The 19586-nt window shown below is 57.9% G+C and carries 16 protein-coding genes and 1 riboswitch; of the genes, 10 read left to right on the top strand and 6 right to left on the bottom strand.

Translation table 11 applies throughout. The features are described 5' to 3' along the window. Positions 1 to 27: 27 nt before the first annotated feature. The 3 genes from BLU05_RS13685 to BLU05_RS13675 form a co-directional block, all read right to left on the bottom strand. On the bottom strand, positions 28 to 975 hold the full coding sequence (locus tag BLU05_RS13685) for an ABC transporter substrate-binding protein (RefSeq protein ID WP_091880802.1): 948 nt from the start codon (positions 973 to 975) through the stop codon (positions 28 to 30). After that, on the bottom strand, positions 975 to 1784 hold the full coding sequence (locus BLU05_RS13680) for an ABC transporter ATP-binding protein (RefSeq protein WP_091880801.1): 810 nt from the start codon (positions 1782 to 1784) through the stop codon (positions 975 to 977). Before BLU05_RS13680 ends, BLU05_RS13685 begins: the two co-directional genes overlap by 1 nt. Before the next feature lie 130 nt (positions 1785 to 1914). Further along, positions 1915 to 2271, bottom strand: a complete 357-nt coding sequence (locus BLU05_RS13675; RefSeq protein ID WP_091880799.1) for a DUF1636 family protein — start codon at positions 2269 to 2271, stop codon at positions 1915 to 1917. 103 nt (positions 2272 to 2374) lie between these two features. Continuing rightward, positions 2375 to 2588: riboswitch (cobalamin riboswitch) on the bottom strand. A 153-nt stretch (positions 2589 to 2741) separates the two neighbouring features. Here BLU05_RS13675 and BLU05_RS13670 point away from each other — a divergent pair. From BLU05_RS13670 to BLU05_RS13625, 9 genes are all read left to right on the top strand, one after another. Continuing rightward, complete coding sequence (locus BLU05_RS13670; RefSeq protein ID WP_091880798.1) at positions 2742 to 6074, top strand: transglutaminase family protein; 3333 nt, start codon at positions 2742 to 2744, stop codon at positions 6072 to 6074. A gap of 419 nt (positions 6075 to 6493) precedes the next feature. Beyond that, the gene (locus BLU05_RS13660; protein ID WP_091880794.1) at positions 6494 to 8890 is read left to right on the top strand and encodes a circularly permuted type 2 ATP-grasp protein; all 2397 of its coding nucleotides are present in this window, start codon (positions 6494 to 6496) and stop codon (positions 8888 to 8890) included. 11 nt (positions 8891 to 8901) lie between these two features. Continuing rightward, positions 8902 to 9780: a transglutaminase family protein gene (locus tag BLU05_RS13655; RefSeq protein WP_091880793.1), complete on the top strand. Its 879-nt coding sequence runs from the start codon at positions 8902 to 8904 to the stop codon at positions 9778 to 9780. 302 nt (positions 9781 to 10082) lie between these two features. Further along, positions 10083 to 11192, top strand: coding sequence for a pyridoxamine--pyruvate transaminase (locus BLU05_RS13650; RefSeq protein ID WP_244518339.1), 1110 nt, complete (start codon positions 10083 to 10085; stop codon positions 11190 to 11192). Positions 11193 to 11205: 13 nt separating this feature from the next. Further along, a complete protein-coding gene (locus BLU05_RS13645; protein WP_091880790.1) occupies positions 11206 to 12822 on the top strand; it encodes an ABC transporter substrate-binding protein in 1617 nt (538 codons plus the stop codon). A gap of 331 nt (positions 12823 to 13153) precedes the next feature. Then, complete coding sequence (locus BLU05_RS13640) at positions 13154 to 14134, top strand: ABC transporter permease (RefSeq protein WP_091880789.1); 981 nt, start codon at positions 13154 to 13156, stop codon at positions 14132 to 14134. Beyond that, positions 14131 to 14949 carry an ABC transporter permease gene (locus BLU05_RS13635; protein WP_091880788.1) on the top strand — a complete coding sequence of 273 codons (819 nt, stop codon included), beginning with the start codon at positions 14131 to 14133 and terminating at the stop codon, positions 14947 to 14949. The genes BLU05_RS13640 and BLU05_RS13635 overlap by 4 nt, the downstream gene beginning before the upstream one ends. Next, positions 14946 to 15752: an ABC transporter ATP-binding protein gene (locus tag BLU05_RS13630; RefSeq protein ID WP_091880787.1), complete on the top strand. Its 807-nt coding sequence runs from the start codon at positions 14946 to 14948 to the stop codon at positions 15750 to 15752. Before BLU05_RS13635 ends, BLU05_RS13630 begins: the two co-directional genes overlap by 4 nt. Further along, positions 15749 to 16531, top strand: a complete 783-nt coding sequence (locus BLU05_RS13625) for an ABC transporter ATP-binding protein (protein WP_091880786.1) — start codon at positions 15749 to 15751, stop codon at positions 16529 to 16531. The genes BLU05_RS13630 and BLU05_RS13625 overlap by 4 nt, the downstream gene beginning before the upstream one ends. A 154-nt stretch (positions 16532 to 16685) precedes the next feature. On the opposite strand, the gene BLU05_RS26215 is transcribed toward BLU05_RS13625, so the two are convergent. The 3 genes from BLU05_RS26215 to BLU05_RS13610 form a co-directional block, all read right to left on the bottom strand. After that, positions 16686 to 17018: a hypothetical protein gene (locus BLU05_RS26215; RefSeq protein WP_175540604.1), complete on the bottom strand. Its 333-nt coding sequence runs from the start codon at positions 17016 to 17018 to the stop codon at positions 16686 to 16688. A 119-nt stretch (positions 17019 to 17137) separates the two neighbouring features. Next, the gene (locus tag BLU05_RS13615) at positions 17138 to 17698 is read right to left on the bottom strand and encodes a helix-turn-helix domain-containing protein (RefSeq protein WP_244518359.1); all 561 of its coding nucleotides are present in this window, start codon (positions 17696 to 17698) and stop codon (positions 17138 to 17140) included. A gap of 68 nt (positions 17699 to 17766) precedes the next feature. Next, complete coding sequence (locus BLU05_RS13610) at positions 17767 to 18147, bottom strand: hypothetical protein (RefSeq protein ID WP_139210456.1); 381 nt, start codon at positions 18145 to 18147, stop codon at positions 17767 to 17769. A 127-nt stretch (positions 18148 to 18274) separates the two neighbouring features. On the opposite strand from BLU05_RS13610, the gene BLU05_RS13605 reads away from it, so the two are divergent. Further along, the gene (locus BLU05_RS13605; protein WP_091880782.1) at positions 18275 to 19378 is read left to right on the top strand and encodes a GGDEF domain-containing protein; all 1104 of its coding nucleotides are present in this window, start codon (positions 18275 to 18277) and stop codon (positions 19376 to 19378) included. The last annotated feature ends 208 nt before the right edge of the window (positions 19379 to 19586 follow it).

Raw genomic sequence — 19586 nt, 5'->3', positions numbered from 1 at the left:
CAGATGCTGACGGATAGACGGAAGCACTCAGAATGCTTCCGGGTGCATCGCCTTGGCCATCTTGACGATCGCCTCGATATTGGCGGGGCCGGGTGTCAGTTCCGCATAGCGCAGGGCGACGAAGCGATTGTTTTTCACCGCGTCGGTTTCCTTCATCGCCGGATGCGATTTAAGGAAGTCGAGCAGTTTCTGATAGCCCGCATCATCCTGATAATCGAGGAGCACGAGGAACTCAGGATTGCGTGTGGCGACGGTTTCCCACGAAGTGGTGCCCCAGCTTGTGTCGAGATCGGCCATGATATTGCTGCCACCGGCGTCGCTGATCATCGCCGTCGGAATGGCGAATTTGCCTGCGGTGAACGGCTTGTCCTCGCCGGAATCATAGAGGAACACACGGGTGCCGCTCTTGTCGCCGATCTTGGCCTTCAGGTCGGCAAGCTCGGTTTTCCAGCCGCTGACCAGCTTGTTTGCTTCCTCTTCCTTGCCGAAAATCTTGCCGAGCTTTTCCATGTCGCCATAGAGCAGGTCCATGGAGGCGGCTGGCCGGTTTTTGTCGAGATGAATGCAGCTTTCAGTCAGCTCCAGCGTCTTGATGCCGTGCGGGGCGAGCGTGTCAGGCGTGACTTCACCGCCGGGTTTCATGCCGTAATTCCAGCCCGCAAAGAAAAAGTCGGGCTCAACGGCGACGAGATTTTCCAGTGTTGGATATTTGGGCGCAAGTTCCGGGATGGACCCCTGCTGTTTTTTGAAAGCGTCATCCAGCTTGTACCAGCCGGTAATGCCCGAAACGCCAACTATTGACGGCTGCAAATGCAGGGCGAAAGCCATCTCGCTCATATTGATGTCCTGAATGACCGCGCGCTTGGGAGCGGCATCAAAGGTCAGCGGCTTGCCGCAGCTGTCGACGGTGACAGGAAACGCCCAAGCGGGCGCTGAGAGCACCGATAAGGTGAGGGCGAGCAGCATTCTTTTCATCAAATTCTCCGTAGCTGAGCAGATTGTATTGTTGTTGTAGGTTCCGGTGCTTCGAACACCATGAGGTCGCGATCCTGCGAGGGATGGCGCAGGCGCAATACGTCGAGATCAAAGACATCGCTGACAATGCGCGGCGTCAGGGTTTCATCAGGCGTGCCAATGGCAACCAACTGTGCGCTGTGCATGACGGCGACATGGGTGGCGAAGGGCGCGACAAGCGGCAGGTCATGCAGCACCGCGATGACAGTCACATCCAGTCCGGCGACAAGCGCCAGCAATTCGCTGCGGGCTTTCGGATCGAGATGATTGGTGGGTTCATCCAGAAACAGAATATCAGGCTGCTGGGCAATAGCACGAGCCAGTTGCACGCGCTGCCTTTCACCACCGGAGAGCGAACCTATGGGGCGGCGGGAAAACTGGGCAACCTTGGCACGCAGCAGCGCTTCCGCCACGATATCGCGATCTCCGGCCTTGGTCAGAGCGCCCATATGCGGAATACGCCCAAGCGAGACATAATCCTCCACGAGCAACTGATGGTCAGGCGCATCGGTCTGGCCGACAAAGGCAAAGCGTCTTGCCCTTTCTCTGGGCTTCAACCGTTCAATAGGGGTGCCTTCGATGTAAACACTGCCGGAGGAGGGGCGCAGCAGGCCCGCCAGCATGCGCAGCAGCGTGGATTTTCCGGCACCATTCGGGCCGATAATGGCGAGCCGCGAACCTCGTTCGATATCGAGCGAGGTTTCGTCCACAAGTGTCTGGCCGGACGTGCGAAATGTCACATCGTCGGCGCGCATGACAATCTCGCTCATGGGCTGATGATGTCCGTGACTGCAGGCAAAACACATGGTGCTGGGTCCCAAATCGGTAAACTCTGTCGTGCCATATCAGGCGCATTGTTCTCGTATAGTAATGTTATAACATTGGTCAATGCCTGCCGTGTCATAGATGTGCGGGAATGCGTGCGAGTGTCTTGTCATAAAGGCCTGCCGGGCGCTGTGATGCTTTGGACCAGCCGTCATCAAGCCGCTGATACATCCGGGCAAATTCGACAAGATCGGCAAAGTTGGTGTCGGGACAGATATCGCCAAAGAGATATTGCGCCTTATTGGGGGATCGAAACGCGACGGTGCAGGGATGTCCGCAGCCCGCCATGCAGCCAACACCGCGCACCTCATAGGCGGGATCGCCATCAAGTTCCGCCGCAAGCCTGTCGACAAGGTCCTGCCCCGGCCGTGACTGGTCAACGGCTGACTTGCACAGGGTGCAGACAATAATCTGGTGGGTGGGCGTGCTCATGCCTGTCCGCTGCCTCAAAGACAGGGGTTGGGGAACGCAGCCAATGCACCATCGCGACAATGCGGGAGAGACATCGCATCGCTCCCGGCACACCCCGTCCGGTTCGAATTTCAAGTGTGATGGCAGGTCTCCTGGCTCGCGGGTCTCAGCTTCGCCTTGCCTTCCCGGTCTTTCAACCAGTGGCATGTCAGGCATCGCTCACCGCTTACAGTTGCGGGGGCAGCCACGGTCTCGGTCCCTTTTGGGTACGCCTCACCGTGTTCCCTTTTCATCTCCGGCGTTGTCTTGCCGGAGAAACCATCGGCGCGGATGCTATGCGGCCAGCACCGCCGTTGCAAGCACGTTTATGCGGCAATTTTTGACGCTGCCAAAATTTTTGGCAAATGAAAGATTTCAATTGGCTGACAACACGGTAGAGTGCTTGAGTATTTGTGGAATCGTAGCTTTTCGAAACTGACTTTTGAGGCGACATGGCAATTCACGCAGCAGTCTACCACCTGACGCACTACAAGTATGACCGGCCCATCATGCTCGGGCCGCAAATCATCCGGCTCCAGCCAGCGCCGCATTCGCGAACCAAAGTTCTCAGCCATTCCCTGAAAGTCAGTCCGGCCAATCATTTCGTTAATCTGCAACAGGACCCCTACGGCAATTTCCTTGCCCGCTTCGTTTTCCCCGAACCGGTGACTGAATTGAAGATTGAGGTCGATCTCGTCGCCGATATGACCGTCTACAATCCGTTCGATTTCTTTGTGGAGCCTGTCGCGGAGACGTGGCCTTTCAGCTATCCACAGGAAATCAGCGACGATCTGTCGATCTATATGAGGCCGGAACCGATGGGGCCATTGGTCTCGAACTTCCTTGCAACGATCGATCGCAGCCCGACCAATACGGTGAACTTTGTCGTCGATCTCAATGCGCGCATCCAGCGGGAAATCGGCTATGTCATCCGCATGGAAACCGGTGTGCAGGAGCCGGAGGCGACGCTTGGCCTGCGCTCCGGGTCATGCCGCGATTCAAGCTGGCTGCTGGTGCAGGTCCTGCGCAATCTTGGGCTCGCCGCGCGGTTTGTCTCCGGCTATCTCATTCAGTTGAAGCCTGATCTCGTTGCCATTGATGGTCCTGCCGGGACGGACAAGGACTTTACCGATCTGCATGCCTGGTGCGAGGTTTATCTGCCCGGTGCCGGCTGGATTGGCCTTGATCCGACATCCGGCCTTTTGACTGGTGAAAGCCATGTGCCGCTGGCCGCCACCCCGCATTATCGCAACGCCGCGCCGATTTCCGGCATGGCGGAGTTTGCCAATGTGGAATTCGGCTTTGATATGCGCGTTGACAGGGTTTCCGAACATCCGCGCATTACCAAGCCGTTTTCGGATGAATCATGGAACGCGCTCGATGCCCTTGGCGAACAGGTGGATGCTATCCTGAAAGAACGTGATGTTCGGCTGACCATGGGCGGTGAGCCGACATTCGTCTCCATCGATGATTTTGAGTCAGGCGAATGGAACACCGATGCGGTCGGCCCGACCAAACGGGAAAAGGCCGACAAGCTGATCCGGCGGCTGCGCGAGCGTTTTGCGCCGGGTGGTTTCCTGCATTACGGGCAGGGCAAATGGTATCCCGGCGAAAGCCTGCCGCGCTGGACGTTCTCGCTCTACTGGCGCAAGGACGGTAAGCCGATCTGGGTCAATCCGGACCTGATCGCGCCTGAGAACAGCACGGCCGATATAAAGCCTGATGATGCCGGAAAGCTCCTGCTGGCGCTGGCGGATGAGCTTGGCGTTGAACAGGAAATGGTTGCGCCTGCCTATGAGGACCCGGCTGAATGGATCGTCAAGGAAGGCAATCTGCCTGATAATGTCGATCCCTCCAATTCAAAGCTGAAGGACCCGGAAGAACGCAGCCGTATCGCCCGGGTTTTCGAACGTGGCCTCACCGAGCCAAGCGGTTTTGTGCTGCCGGTGCAGCGCTGGAACAGCCTTGCTTCCGGGCCGCGTTGGCGCAGTGAAAAATGGACGACACGGCGCGGCAAGCTGTTTCTCGTGCCGGGGGATTCGCCCGTCGGCTACCGCCTGCCGCTCGGTGCGCTGCCGCATGTGCCGCCGTCCGATTTCCCCTATATCGTCCCGGTTGACCCTTCGGTTGAGCGCGGTGCACTGCCAGACCCCTCGCCACGGGCAGCACAACGCGCAGCAGAACATCCACTGACCGTTGCGTCTTTCACAGCCGCTGAAGGCAATCAGCAGGAGCGGGTGGAGCAGGAACTGGGCGAAATCGGCGGTGCGGTGCGCACGGCCATATCGGTTGAGCCGCGCGATGGCCGTCTCAGCGTATTCATGCCGCCGGTTGAGGCACTTGAGGATTATCTGGAACTGGTTGCCGCAGCGGAAGCTGCCGCCCACAAGCTTGGCCTGCCCGTGCATATCGAAGGCTACGGCCCGCCGCAGGATCACCGGATCAATGTCATCCGCGTTGCGCCCGACCCCGGGGTGATCGAGGTCAATATCCACCCCGCCGCCAACTGGCGCGACTGCGTGGAGACGACCGAGGCGATCTATGAGGAAGCCCGCCAGACACGGCTGGGCGCTGATAAATTCATGATCGACGGTCGCCATACCGGTACCGGCGGCGGCAATCACGTGGTTGTTGGCGGTGAAACACCCAACAACAGCCCGTTTCTGCGCCGTCCTGATCTTTTGAAAAGCCTTGTCCTGCATTGGCAGCGCCATCCCGCGCTGTCCTACATGTTTTCAGGCCTGTTCATCGGTCCGACCAGTCAGGCCCCGCGCTTTGACGAAGCGCGCCATGACAGCCTGTATGAACTTGAGATCGCCTTGGCGCAGGTGCCGCGACCGGGTGAGGGCACGCCGCCTTTGCCTTGGCTGGTCGACCGGCTGTTCCGCAATCTCCTGGTGGATGTCACCGGCAACACGCACCGCTCCGAGATTTGCATCGACAAGCTGTTTTCGCCCGATGGGCCCACTGGGCGGCTTGGTCTGGTCGAGTTCCGTGGCTTCGAAATGCCGCCCAATGCGCGCATGAGCCTTGCCCAGCAATTGCTGATCCGCGCGCTGATTGCCCGGTTCTGGAACAATCCCATTCAGGGCAGTTTCGTGCGCTGGGGCACGTCATTGCATGACCGCTTCATGTTGCCCGCCTTTGTCTGGCAGGATTTTCTCGATGTGCTCGCTGATCTGCGCGAGAACGGCTTTGATTTCCGCCCCGAGTGGTTCGAAGCGCAGCTGGAGTTCCGCTTTCCTTTCTGCGGCGAAATCGAGAATGAGGGCGTCAAGCTGGAAATACGTCAGGCACTTGAACCATGGCATGTCATGGGTGAACAGGGCGCCATTGGCGGCACCGTGCGCTTTGTCGATTCATCCGTGGAGCGGCTTCAGGTCAAGGTCGATGGCTTTAACCCGGCCCGCTACAGCGTGGCATGCAACGGGCGCGAAGTGCCGCTGAAAATGACCGAGAATCAGGGCACGGCGGTGGCGGGCGTGCGCTACAAGGCATGGCAACCGCGCTCCGGCCTGCATCCGATGATCCCTGTCAATACGCCCTTGGTGTTCGATATTTACGACCAGTGGTCGCAGCGAGCCATTGGCGGTTGCGTCTATCATGTCGCACACCCGGGCGGGCGCAGCTATGATACGTTCCCGGTCAATTCCAACGAGGCTGAGGCGAGGCGGCTCGCCCGTTTCGAACCGCGGGGCCATACAACAGGTGGATATGAACTGCGCCGGGAGCAACCATCAGGTGAATTCCCCATGACCCTCGACCTGAGAAGGCCGCGCCATTGAGATTGTGGGACTGACAGTGATGCATTTTTCACCCCCCCTCTGTCCTGTCGGACATCTCCCCCACAAGGGGGGAGATCACATTGACAGTAACGCCTTTGCACAACCGGAACAGTTTCAGATTGTGCAAGATGGCTTTGAAGGCTGATCTCCCCCCTTGTGGGGGAGATGCCCGACAGGGCAGAGGGGGGTGAATGCCGCCGGTTCGTGGTTCGCCCTTCGACAAGCTCAGGAAGCTCACCATGAGGGAGAGGGGTGGTGAAGGGAGTCAAGTTCTGCAACATTGGTGATCTGCAATGCTGGCGATTATCGTTGCATCCACACTCTCCCTCATGGTGAGCTTGTCGAACCACGAACCACGAACCACGGCAACACACCATCTTCATGCAACAGCGAGTAAAACAGGAATATAAAGCACACCAATGTCACAAAGCGTGAAAGCAACTCCTCTCTCCGGCCTGCTTGCCAGCTATAAACCGCTGGCAGGGGTGGCAGATGAGATGATTGATCCCAACGGTGCGGTACGTCCCGGCTGGGAAAAGCTGTTGCGTTCGCTCGATACGCTTGGTCCTGACAAGCTTGCCACCCGTTTTGCCCGTGCCAACCAGTATCTGCATGATGCCGGTGTGTTTTATCGTGTTTATGACGAAACAGGCACGCAGGAGCGGGAATGGCCGCTGGCTCATATTCCGCTGCTCATCAACGAGGATGAGTGGCGCGCGATCACCGCAGGGCTGACCCAGCGTGCTGACCTTCTGGAAGATATTGTCGCCGATATCTATGGCGATAACCGGCTGGTGCGCGATGGTTTGCTGCCGCCTGATCTCATCGCCTCCAACCCTGAATTTCTGCACCCTGTTGCCGGTGTCAAACCGGCGAGCGGACATTTCCTGCATTTCTGCGCCTTTGAGCTTGGCCGTGCACCCAATGGCCAGTGGTGGGTGCTGGGGGACCGCACGCAGGCGCCATCAGGTGCCGGTTTTGCGCTGGAAAACCGCGTTGCCACCACCCGTGCGCTGTCAGATATTTCCACCGAAATGAATGTCCACCGCCTTGCCGGGTTTTTCAAGGATTTCCGCGATTCCCTGCAAAGCCTGATCAATGATCCGGCGGGCCGTGCGGCGATCCTGACGCCCGGACCCAACAACGAAACCTATTTCGAACATGCCTATATCGCCCGCTATCTCGGCATCATGCTTTTGGAAGGCGATGACCTGACTGTGAGCAAGGGGCGGGTGATGGTGCGCACCGTTTCCGGCCTGAAACCCATTGATGTGCTGTGGCGGCGCATGGATGCGGCCTATATGGACCCGCTGGAACTGAAATCCGATTCGTGGATCGGTACGCCGGGCATGGTTGGGGCGCTGCGCCAGCGTTCCGTTTCGCTCGTCAATGCGCTTGGCTCCGGCATTCTCGAAACGCGGGCGCTGCTTGCCTTTCTTCCAGCCATCTCCAAGGCGCTGCATGATCGCAGCCTTGCCTTACCAAGCATTGCCACATGGTGGTGCGGTCAGGAAAAAGAGCGCCAGCAGGTCATCAACCGGCTGGATCAGATGATGGTAGGCCCTGCATTGTCGACACGCCTGCCGTTTGAAGATGTACAGGCGACGGTTCTGGGTTCGGCGCTTGACGAGACGGCGCGTCAGGCGCTGTTGCACAGGCTTAAAACCGATGGTCGCGGGCTGGTCGGGCAGGAAGCGGTGAAACTGTCGACGACACCTGTTTATGTCGACGGCAAGCTCGAACCGCGCCCCTTTGTCCTGCGCGTCTTTGCGGCACGCCACAAGGATGGCTGGAGTTTTATGCCCGGCGGTTTTGCCCGCGTCGGTTTTACGCTGGATACGGCGGCTATCGCCATGCAGCGCGGCGGGCAGGCGGCGGATGTGTGGATCACCAGTTCGGCCCCTGTGCGTCATGATACGCTGCTGCCGCGCGAAGATGATGCTTTCAGACGCAATGTACCCGGCACCCTGCCAAGCCGCGCCGCCGAAAACCTGATGTGGATGGGGCGCTATATCGAGCGTGCCGAAGCCACGGCACGTATCCTGCGCGCCTGTCATGCCCGTTATGCCGAGACGGCCAATGCGGAACTGCCCCTTTTGACAGAAATGCGCGATCAGCTCAAACCGCTGGGTATTGATCTGGATGAGGCCGTGCCAAAAGGCCTGTTGCGGTCGATTGATGGCGCCATGCTGAGCGCCGGGCGCATCCGCGACCGGTTCTCGCCCGATGGCTGGCTGGCGTTGCGCGATCTGTCAAAGACTGTGCACCGCTTTCAGGATGTCGTCTCGCAGGGCGATGACGGCACCCGCGCCATGACCATTATCCTGCGCAAGCTGGCCGGGTTCTCCGGTCTGGTGCATGAGAATATGTATCGTTTCACCGGCTGGCGTTTCCTCGAAATCGGCCGCCGGGTCGAGCGCGGTATCCAGATGGCCCGCATTCTCGCCAATCTTTCCCGCCACGAAGCGCCCGAGGGAGCGCTGGAAATGCTGCTTGAAATCGGCGACAGCGTGATGACGCACCGGCGTCAATACAGCGTCTATTCCGGCCGTTTGAGTGTGCTCGACCTTCTGGCGCTTGATCCGCTCAATCCGCGCTCGATCATCTTTCAGCTCGATGCGCTGAAAACAGAGTTCAGTCTTCTGCCGCAGCGTGATGCCGGGGCGCACATGTCGGCCTTTTCCAAGGATGTGCTCCGCCTGCACACGCAGCTTGCCATCATGGAAGCTGATGAGCTGACCCCTGATAAGCTTTATGATCTCGCCAATGAAATCGGCGCGTTGTCCGATACCATCTCCGACACCTATTTTGCCTGAGGGGATGAGAGATGCTGTATAATATCCGCCTCCACCTGCACTATGATTATGAACGCTCCGCCGCCGGTGGCCGCCATCATATCCGGGTTATGCCGCAGACCCTGCCGGGCATTCAGCGCGTGGTGGCTTCAAGCCTGTCATTTGATCCTTCGGCGGCGGAACGTTCGGATTTTACTGACTTCTTTTCCAACACCGTCACCTCCATCGTCTACCGCAATCCGCATGAAACGCTTGATGTGACCATGACAGCGCGTATCAACGTGGCGCGCCCGCAGACCATGCTGGATGTTTCGCCTGATCTTGCCGGTTTGACCAAGGAGATACGCGGCGTCTGGTCCGTTGCATCCGATGCGCCACATCACTTTCTGACATCAAGCGCACAGGCGGCTATTGACCCTGATATCACTGCTTATGCCGCGAAAAGTTTGGGAACGACACGCACGGTTATGGAGGCAGTGAACGATCTCTGCAATCGCATCCATGCGGATTTCGCCTATGATTCGGACGCCACCAATGTGCGCACCACGGCGCGCGAGGCTTTTGATCTGCGCGCCGGGGTCTGTCAGGATTTCAGCCATATCATGATCGCAGGCCTGCGCGGTATCGGCATCCCTGCGGGCTATGTCAGCGGCTTCCTGCGCACCATTCCGCCACCCGGCAAGGAACGGCTGGAGGGCGCCGACGCCATGCATGCGTGGGTCCGCGCCTGGTGCGGCCGTGAGGCGGGCTGGCAGGAGTTTGATCCCACCAACGCGATGATGGCTGGCAATGACCATATCACGGTGGGATATGGCCGGGATTATGCCGATGTGTCGCCCATTGTCGGCGTGCTGAAAACCAGCGGCTCGCAGGAAGCCAAACAATCCGTGGATGTGATCCCGCTGGAGTAGGTGGGTGGTGCGGGTGCGTGGTTCGTGGTTCGACAAGCTCACCATGAGGGGCTTGGGTGGATGCAAGGCTAATCGCGAAGATTGTGGATCACAAAGGTTGCAGAATATAGCTCCCTTTCATCCACCCAAGCCCCTCATGGTGAGCTTGTCGAACCACCCCCCACACTCATTCACCACCCCATTTCCCACCCTATTCCAAATTGTTAGAACAGTTTTTCTTGGTTTCCATCAAACGTGAGAATATGGTCTGCTCCTAGTGCCATTTGAGCCCGCAAATGGGATGAAATTTCGAAGTGCGATCCATGCTCCCCATACCCCCGATAATGCTGACCACAGGTCCCGTTCCTGCCTATCCGCAAGTGCTTGCTGCGCTTGGAAAACCTGTTCTTTACGACTATGACCCGGCGTTCCAGACCTTCTATGCCGACGTGATCGAAAAATTGCGGCGGGCGCTGCGGCAGGATACGCCGCCCGTCATCATGCAGGGCGAGGCGATCCTTGGCATTGAAGCGGCAGCGGCTGCGCTGATCGCCCGCGATGACGTGGTGCTGAACCTTGTTTCCGGGGTCTATGGCAAGGGCTTTGCCGGTTGGGCCGCGCGTTATGGCAAGGAAGTCATCGAGCTTGCCGTGCCTTATGACGATATTATCGATCCGCAGGCGGTGCGTGATATCCTGCGCAAACGTCCGAATATCAAAATTGTCTCGCTCTGCCATCACGACACACCGTCAGGCACGCTCAATCCGCTGCCTGAGATCGGTGCCATTGTTGCTGAACACGGGGCCTATCTGATCGTTGATGCGGTGTCGTCCTTTGGTGGCATGGATGCGCATCCCCAAGTACATGTCGATATTTTCATCACATCGCCGTCCAAATGTCTGGGCAGCACGCCGGGCCTTAGCCTGATCGGGGTGAGCGAGCGGGCATGGGCCAAGATCGAGGCCAATCCGGATGCACCGCGCGGCTCGTTCCTCAGCCTTCTTGGCTGGAAAGGCGCATCGGAACCCGGCAAGCCATTCCCCGTCACACCGTCTATTGCGGAGATTTATGCGCTGGATGCCGCGCTTGACCTCTATGCGCAGGAAGGCCCGGAAAATGTCTGGGCACGCCATGCGCAAACCGCTGATATCACCCGCAGAGGGCTGCTGGAACTTGGGTTAAAACTCTGGCCGAAAAAGCTGGAATACGCAGCTCCAACAGCCACCGCTTTCCGGCCGCCGGAGGGTTTCAGCGATGTTGCCCTGCGCGACCGGCTGCGCGATGAACACGGGATTCTCCTGTCGCTTGGCCGCGCCGATACGGCGGGCAAGCTTTTGCGTGTCGGCCATATGGGCGCGTCGGCCCGGCCAGACTTTGCCCGCGCCACCATCTCTGCTTTAAGTCATATTCTGTCCCGGCCCATCAATTCGTAAGAGGATCGTCAGCATGTCCCGTATCCTGCTCAATCGGCGCAATTTTCTTCATCTGACCGCCAGTGCCGCCGCGTTGACCGCGCTGCCGGGCCTTGGGTGGGCGCAAGGCGTAACGCCTGTCAAAGGCGGGCGTCTGGTTGTCGCCGGGGACAGTGAACCAGCCAATCTCAATCCGGCCATTGTCGCCTCCAATGGCGTGTTCTTCGTCGCCAGCAAAATCGTCGAGCCACTGGCGGAACAATCCTATGATGGCAAGGATGGCTTGTCGCCGCGCCTTGCCACCGCATGGGAGGGGTCTGCCGATGGCCTGACGGCTACATTCAAACTGCGTGAGGGCGTGACGTGGCATGACGGCACGCCGTTTACTTCGGCTGACGTGGCTTTCTCCGCACTCGAAGTGTGGAAGAAACTGCAAAATCTCGGGCGTGTCGTCTTCAAAAATCTGGAGAGTGTCGAGACGCCTGACGATCACACGGCCATCTTCAAATTCTCCGAGCCGACGCCATTCCAGCTTATCCGCAATGCGCTGCCCGTTGTCACATCAGTTGTGCCGAAACATCTCTATGAAGGCACTGACATCGCCAAGAACCCGGCCAATGAGAAACTGGTTGGGACGGGTCCGTTCAAATATGGCGAGCACAAACCGGGCGAATATTATCTCCTGAAGCGCAATGAAACCTATTGGCAAAAGGACCAGCCGGCACTGGATGAAATCGTCTATCAGGTGCTCACCGACCGCGCCGCCGCAGGCAATGCACTGGAAGCCGAGCAGATCCAGCTTGCTGCATTCTCGGCTGTGCCGCTTGCGGACCTTGATCGTATTTCCAAGGTGCCGGGCCTGAAAGTCTATGCCAATGGCTATGAGGGGCTGACCTATCAGCTCATTGTCGAAATCAACCATCGCCGCAAGGAACTGTCCGACCCGAATGTGCGCCAGGCACTGGCCCATGCGATCGACAAGGATTTTGTGGTGAAAACCATCTTCCTTGGCTATGCCAAGCCATCAACAGGACCTGTGCCAGCCTATGACAAGACATTTTATGAGCCCGATGTGGCTGCTTATGTCTTTGATCCTGATAAGGCCGAGACACTGCTTGATGAGGCCGGTTATAAGCGCGGTGCGGATGGCATTCGCTTTACATTGAAATTGCTGCCAGCCCCATTCTTCAATGAAACCAAACAGTTTGGCGATTATCTGCGTCAGGCATTGGCAAAGGTTGGCATTGATGCGCAGGTGGTGAGCAATGACACACCGGCGCATCTGAAGGCCGTTTATACGGATCATGATTTCGATATCACCGTGGCAACGCCGGTTTATCGCTCTGATCCGGCCATCTCGACCACCATTCTGTTCGAAAGCGGACTGCCTGATGGTGTGCCATTCTCCAACCAATATGGCTATGTCAACGCGGATGTGGACGATCTCATCAAGGACGCGGCTTCGACTGTAGATGGTGGCCAGCGCGCGGACCTCTACAAACAGTTGCAGAAGAAGGTGGCCGAGGACCTGCCGCTGATCAATGTCGCCGAGTTTTCGTTCATTACGGTCGCGCGCGATACGGTGCAGAATGTATCTGACAATCCACGCTGGGCTGTGTCCAACTGGGCCAATGTCTGGCTTAAAGGGTAGGGGTTGGAGCGTGTGGCGGTGGTTGGTGCGTGGTTCGACAAGCTCACCATGAGGGAGAGTGGTGCTGTAAGGCTAATCCATCGGTGTAGAACCTTGACTCCCTGCAATCCTCCCACACCCTCATGGTGAGCCTGTCGAACCACGCTTAATGGTTTTGCAAATCTCCTTGTGGGGGAAAGGGGGATATAAGGTGGCTTTGATTCTGCACCCTTTGTGATCTGCAACGTTGGTGATCCACCCTAGCCCCTCATAATGACAACAAACCCATTTGTTTTCCCCAGCCAATCGCTCTAGTGTCCCACTCCATTCGCATGACCTGTCGGAGCCATACTTGCCGCCTCTCGCCTCCTTTTTTGTAAAGCGCCTGCTGGGGGCCATTCCGGTTTTGGGTGTGGTGCTGGTGGGCAGCTTTTTGCTGCTGGAGGCAGCACCCGGCGATGCTGTCGATTCCTATGTGGCGGGCTCTGGTGGTCTTGATGCCAGTCAACTGGCGCAATTGCGGCAGGCGTGGGGGCTCGACCAAGGGCCAATGAACCGTTTCATCGCCTATATTTCCGCGCTTGCACATGGGGATTTCGGCTGGTCAACGGCCTTTCAGCGGCCCGTGCTTTCGGTGATTTTCGAACGCCTGCCGGTGACACTGCTCTTGATGGGCATTGCCACCGCATTGGCTTTCTTTCTGGGCTCGCTGCTTGGCATTATCGCCGGTGCAAAGCCGGGATCATTGCGTGACCGCTTCCTCTCTATCGGCTCGCTGGCGCTTTATGCGGTGCCGGGTTTCTGGCTCGGGCTGGTGCTGATTGTGATCTTTGCCGTCGATCTTCGCTGGCTGCCCATTGGCGGTATCGAAACTATTGCTTCAGGGAAAACCGGATTGGCGCGAATGGCGGATATCGCAACCCATCTGGTCCTGCCGGTTGCTTCGCTCGCGATGGTCTATCTCGCGCTCTATCTGCGGTTGATGCGCGACCGCATGAGTGAAATCAGGCGCGATCCCTTTGTGACTGGGCTCAAAGCGCGCGGGCTCAGCCGGCGCCGTATCGTCTGGCGGCATGTGGCGCGCAACGCGGTTCTTCCCGTTACTACCATGCTCGGCTGGCAGGCAGCGGTGATGCTCGGCGGCAGCGTGGTGGTGGAAAGCGTTTTTGCCATTCCGGGCTTTGGCCGTCTGGCGGCGGAAGCCGTCTCGCGCCGCGATACGCCGCTGCTGCTCGGTATCATCCTGTGCAGTGCGATCACGGTGATCATCGCCAATCTGCTGGTTGATCTGGCCTATGGCAAGCTCGATCCGCGCGTGAGGGTGGGGCGATGATGATCTGGCGACGTCTTAACCTTGAAGGCCGGGCGGGCTTCGTGCTGCTTGTCGTGCTTGTGCTTATGGCACTGCTGGCCCCGTGGATCGTGCCGGGCGATCCGCTTGCTATTACAGGCGAAGCCTTGCTGCGCCCCTTCACATCGGATGCGCATCTGCTGGGTACAGACCGGCTTGGCCGCGATGTTCTCTCCGAACTCCTCTATGGAACGCGCACGACGCTGCTCGTGGCGTTCTTCTCGGCTGCGGCATCGCTTATCATCGGCAGTTTTGTCGGCACGCTTGCCGGGTTTCTGGGCGGCATTGCTGACGCGATCCTGATGCGGATCACCGAGGCATTTCAGACGGTTCCGGGTTTTCTGCTGGCGCTGGCAACAATCAGCGTCACCGGGCCAAGCGTTCCAACGCTGATCTTTGCTATCAGCATCGGCAACTGGACACAGGCCGCACGGGTCACGCGGGCGGAAGTTCTCTCCCTGCGCGAGCGTGATTTTGTTGCTGCTGCCCGCACGCTCGGGATGCGTCCGCTCGAAATTGCATTCCGGGAAATCCTGCCCAATGCCTTTGGCCCTGCCGCTTCGCTGGCGGCTATTTCGGTCGCCGCGGCCATTCTGATCGAGGCGGCACTGTCATTTCTCGGCTTTGGCGATCCGAACCGCGTGACATGGGGCAGCATGATTGCCGAAGGGCGCACTGTCCTGCGCACCGCACCCTATCTTTCCATTGTGCCGGGTCTGGCGCTGGTTGTGACAGTCCTCAGTGTTCATCTGATCGGACGCGGATTATCGCGTAATGAGAGGTTGCTCCAGTCATGAGCGAACCATTCCTGCGCGTTGATCATTTTGGTGTTTCCTACGGCAAAACCGTCGCGCTGGCGGATGTCTCGCTGGAACTTCTGCGGGGAGGGCGGCTGGCGCTCATCGGCGAAAGCGGTTCGGGGAAGTCCACCCTCGCCATGGCAATTGCCGGGCTTTTGCCAAAACAGGCGCAACAGACTGGCACGATCAGTTTTCCCGGTGCTTTGATGCGCCCACGTCTCGGCAGGGATATTGGCGTGGTGTTTCAGGACCCCGGTGGCAGCCTTGATCCGGTTATCAAGGTCGGCGACCAGATTGCCGAGGTAATTCGCGCGCATGAGGACACAAGCTGGATTGCCGCGCGGGTGCGTGCCGCCAATCTTATGGACCGCGTGCATATTCCAAAGGCGCTTTCACGGCTCAACAGCTATCCGCATGAATTTTCAGGCGGTCAGCGCCAGCGCATCGCGCTTGCATTGGCCTTGGCCGCGGGTCCGTCACTGATCATTGCCGATGAACTGACAAGCGCGCTCGACACGGTGGTGCAACGCCATATCGTCAACCTGCTGGATGAGCTGGTGCGCGAGGATGGGCTGACCCTGCTTTTCGTGACCCATGATATTGCGCTGGCTTCCGAACGTGCCGACCAGATCGCTGTTCTCTACAAGGGGCAACTGGTCGAGTGCGGCGGTGCAGCGGATGTTTTGGGCAAGCCTGTGCATCCCTATACGAAAGCGCTGATCGGCGCGCATCTGTCGCTGGAGACACCGCGCCAGCGACGCCTTGCCGAAATCAACCCCGACAGTCTGAGCCTGCCATGAGCGAAGCTGATTCCATCGTTCTTGATGTGCGCGATATTGCCAAGCGCTTTGGCGACCGCAATGCGTCGGGTCTCAGAGATATCGGCCTTACCTTGGGGCGCGGCGAAACGCTGGCGCTTGTCGGTGCATCAGGCTCCGGCAAAACAACGTTGGCGCGCCTTGTCATGCGGTTAAGCGAGCCGGACGCCGGATCAATTCGCCTTTGCGGGCATGATATCACCGCCATGCGCGGTGGCACGCTACGGCAACTGCGTCACCGGTTCCAGATGGTGTTTCAGGACCCGCTGGCGGCATTCAATCCGCGCGCCAATGTCAGGCGGATTCTGGAAGACCCGCTGCGGCTGCATGATCTGGCTCCAAAGGAAAACTATGGCGAGGTTATCGCCGCCGCACTTGAACGAGTCGGCCTAAGCCCCGATCTGATGCAACGCAATCCGCTTGAGCTTTCCGGCGGCCAGCGCCAGCGCGTCGCTATTGCCCGGGCTGTCATGACCAGACCTGATCTGATTGTGCTCGATGAGCCGGTCTCGGCGCTCGATGTTTCGGTGCGGGCGCAAATCCTCAATCTGCTGCTCGACCTGCAGGAGGAGACGGGTGTGGCCTATCTTTTCATTTCCCATGATCTCGCCGTGGTCCGCGCTATTGCCGACCGCATGATCGTGATGGATGAGGGGCGGGTCGTCGAAAGCGGTGAAACGGAACGGGTTCTGGCTGCGCCGCAGGCTGAAGCCACCCGGGCACTGATCGATGCGGTGCCGCGCCTCAAAGGCTGGGCCTGAATTACCTCGGCTTGTTCACAAAACATCAGGAAATACGGGGATTATCTGCTTTCGTGAACAGCCTGTTCGCGAGCGCGGAGGAAACAGCGGCGCCGGTCCATATCCGTATTGCAGCGCAGCAAGTCCGGGTTTAGAGCCACGCCAACGGTGGCAATCAGGCGCCGTCGACAAAGTTTCCGGAGAGTGTGATGAACCCTGCCATGCAGATGCCGATGATGAACAATATGATGCCAATGATGAACAACATGATGCCCATGCAGATGCCGATGATGGGCGGAATGATGCCAATGCAGATGCCAATGATGAACGGCATGATGCCAATGCAGATGCCTATGATGGGTGGAATGATGGCCATGCCCATGATGATGTGCACCATGACTTGCAAGATGACGCCAACGGGCATGGTCTGCGAAATGATGCCAATGGAAGGCATGTCGATGGAAATGATGAAGGATTGCTGTGACCGTATGACCGCGATGATGAACATGGGCATGCCCATGATGATGTCGTGTGGCGGTATGCCAATGATGATGTGCAAGATGGGTTGAGCTGTAGCTCGCCACAGGCACGTTTGACAGGAGCCGGCACTGCCGGCTCTTTCCTGTTTCAGCCTACAGTTTCGACATAGGTCATGACGAGATAGATGACTGCCTCGCTGTCGGTCAAATTGCGGTAGCTGTGCGGTACATCTGCCTCAAACAGCATGGCATCGCCTTCTTCGAGTGTATTGGCCGGTTCCTGACCGGTCCTGATCTCGATCCGGCCCCTGACCAGAATGAGGTTCTCGATTGTACCCGGCGCATGAGCCTCCGCCCGCTCCACATGGCCGGGACCAATCCGGAGTTCATAGAACTCGACCTTGCGTTCGCCATCGAAGGGGAACAGCGCGCGCGAGGTAAACCGCCCATCGGCAAGGCCGAGAATCTTGGCTTTGTCGCGCCGCAGGATAATGGTGCCTTGCACGCGCTGACTGTCGAGCAATGTGGCGAAGGGAACGCCGAGTGCCGTTGCAATCTTCCACAGTATATTGACGGTCGGAGCGCTTTTGCCCGTTTCAATCTGGCTGAGCATTGCCCGGCTCACACCGGCCAGTTTTGCCAGCCGCTCCAGCGAGTGGCCCTGCCGTGTCCGCAACCGGCGCAGGTTGCGCCCGAGAATTGCGGGCAAGTCATTGGCCGCGTCGTTGTTCTCGCTATAAGCAGCCGATTGAAAATTCTCGTCCAGAGCAAGTGTCGTCAAGAATGCGCCTCACCGGCAACCGGGCTATAAAAGACGACGGGGACGAACGAGACAGGCATGGCAATCCAGGCAAAGGAAACCATCGGATAGGACATGAGCTGTTGAGGCTTTTGCTGCTCGCTCCGCTGGGCATCGGCTTTCGCCTGCCTGTAGGCCTTGAGGTCGATGATATCAGCCTGATATGCCAGCATGGCCTTGATCCTTTCAAGAATGGAGATCAGTCTAGGCGCTGACAGATCAACCCGACAGAATGTTCGTTTCAAAAATGGCGCCGGATTTGAAACCGCATACCAAACTTGTTGCGATTTCTGCTCCCGATAGCCCTCGATATCGTTCCCATGGAAATTCATATTTGAAAAACTGACTTCAGGAATCATCAAAAAATACAACCTGTGGTAGAATATTTGTGTTAGATCATCGGGTAGTTCAATTTTTACGGATGTCCTTCGTACGAAATTAGCCCGGCAAAGCTATAGTCGTAGGGAGTGGAATTGAGGTTGGTAATTGTACACTGAATATTTCCCCATCGTCGCGGATCTCGTCCACCGTCTTGGCCTGGTAGCGCTGGTCAGCATGGCCTATGGCTCGATTATTCGCGGCTTTCACACCCCGGTGACACGTAGTTTCATGGTGGGGCTGTTGTTCGGCTGTTCGGCCGTTATCTCCATGCTTGATCCCGTTATTGTCGACCAAGGTATTATTGTCGATGCCCGTTCCATTCTGCTTGCGCTCAGCGCGCCATTTGGCGGCGTGGTTGCAGTGCTGGTCTCTACAACTTTAACGATTATTTCCCGCATCCTCATCGGGGGCAATGGTGTTTATGCGGGTGTTGTCGGCATTGTGATTATCGGTCTGATCAGCCTGATCTTTACGCAGGTCTACCGGCCAAAAAACTATTCCTGGAAGCACTTCATTATCCTTGGTCTGACTGTTCCGCTCTACACGCTGAGCATCTTTGTCCTGCCATTCGAACAGGCGCTGCCGATTTTCCAGCGTATCGCCCTGCCAATGCTGACGCTGAGTGTCACAGGGATCATTCTCATCTCGATGTTCCTGCATCGTGAGCGCCTGCGGGTTGATCGCGTGAAAATATTGGAGGTGGACGCTCACACCGATCCTTTGACCAATCTTGCCAACCGCAGGCTGTTCGACAGGGTTGCGCGCCGCACATTCCGCAAGGCGGCTTCAACGGGCGGCGATGTCTTTTCGCTTGTCATGATCGATATCGACTCGTTCAAGAGCATCAATGATCATTGGGGCCATTCCAATGGCGATCTGGTGCTGGTCGAAATCTCCACCATCATCCGCTCGCTGGTGCGCAAATCAGATCTCGTTGCCCGTTATGGCGGCGAGGAGATTGCGATCCTGATGCCCACGGCTGACGCCGAAGAAGCCATGGCCATGGCCGAAGCAATCCGGCGGCGGGTCAACGAAACCTTCTTCGATTTCGGGCGCACGCAAGCGCATGTGACTGTCAGCGCCGGTGTTTCGACCTTCACCTCGCAGCACCAGTCGCTGACGGACCTTATCGAAGAAGCGGATACCGCGCTTTACCGGGCCAAGCGCCTTGGCCGCAATCGTATCGAACTGGCATCGATAGCGGCTTAGCATCACGCACGGGGCGAGAGCAAAGCTCGTCCCGCAGCGCACCAGAACTGCGCGCCCGTGTCGTTGCAATACCCCTCATACCAATTGCTTATAGAGGGCTCAAAAATATTCCTCTAATAATCGAACATAGTTTGCCGGTTACATCAATCCGATGAAGCCAGCTTGATATTTATCGCTTGTTAACATCCTGAAATATCTGCATTTTTTC

Origin of the sequence: Phyllobacterium sp. OV277 (genome assembly GCF_900104355.1) — a bacterium.
GTDB lineage: Bacteria > Pseudomonadota > Alphaproteobacteria > Rhizobiales > Rhizobiaceae > Phyllobacterium.
Note: the sequence above shows the minus strand (reverse complement) of the source record. Positions and strands in the feature narration are given on the sequence as shown.

What these genes read in the sequence shown, in the direction of transcription:
- BLU05_RS13685 (WP_091880802.1), bottom strand. Translation starts at nt 975, where the DNA reads ATGAAAAGAATGCTGCTCGCCCTCACCTTATCGGTGCTCTCAGCGCCC.
- BLU05_RS13680 (WP_091880801.1), bottom strand. Translation starts at nt 1,784, where the DNA reads ATGAGCGAGATTGTCATGCGCGCCGACGATGTGACATTTCGCACGTCC.
- BLU05_RS13675 (WP_091880799.1), bottom strand. Translation starts at nt 2,271, where the DNA reads ATGAGCACGCCCACCCACCAGATTATTGTCTGCACCCTGTGCAAGTCA.
- BLU05_RS13670 (WP_091880798.1), top strand. Translation starts at nt 2,742, where the DNA reads ATGGCAATTCACGCAGCAGTCTACCACCTGACGCACTACAAGTATGAC.
- BLU05_RS13660 (WP_091880794.1), top strand. Translation starts at nt 6,494, where the DNA reads ATGTCACAAAGCGTGAAAGCAACTCCTCTCTCCGGCCTGCTTGCCAGC.
- BLU05_RS13655 (WP_091880793.1), top strand. Translation starts at nt 8,902, where the DNA reads ATGCTGTATAATATCCGCCTCCACCTGCACTATGATTATGAACGCTCC.
- BLU05_RS13650 (WP_244518339.1), top strand. Translation starts at nt 10,083, where the DNA reads ATGCTCCCCATACCCCCGATAATGCTGACCACAGGTCCCGTTCCTGCC.
- BLU05_RS13645 (WP_091880790.1), top strand. Translation starts at nt 11,206, where the DNA reads ATGTCCCGTATCCTGCTCAATCGGCGCAATTTTCTTCATCTGACCGCC.
- BLU05_RS13635 (WP_091880788.1), top strand. Translation starts at nt 14,131, where the DNA reads ATGATGATCTGGCGACGTCTTAACCTTGAAGGCCGGGCGGGCTTCGTG.
- BLU05_RS13630 (WP_091880787.1), top strand. Translation starts at nt 14,946, where the DNA reads ATGAGCGAACCATTCCTGCGCGTTGATCATTTTGGTGTTTCCTACGGC.
- BLU05_RS13625 (WP_091880786.1), top strand. Translation starts at nt 15,749, where the DNA reads ATGAGCGAAGCTGATTCCATCGTTCTTGATGTGCGCGATATTGCCAAG.
- BLU05_RS26215 (WP_175540604.1), bottom strand. Translation starts at nt 17,018, where the DNA reads ATGTTCATCATCGCGGTCATACGGTCACAGCAATCCTTCATCATTTCC.
- BLU05_RS13610 (WP_139210456.1), bottom strand. Translation starts at nt 18,147, where the DNA reads ATGATTCCTGAAGTCAGTTTTTCAAATATGAATTTCCATGGGAACGAT.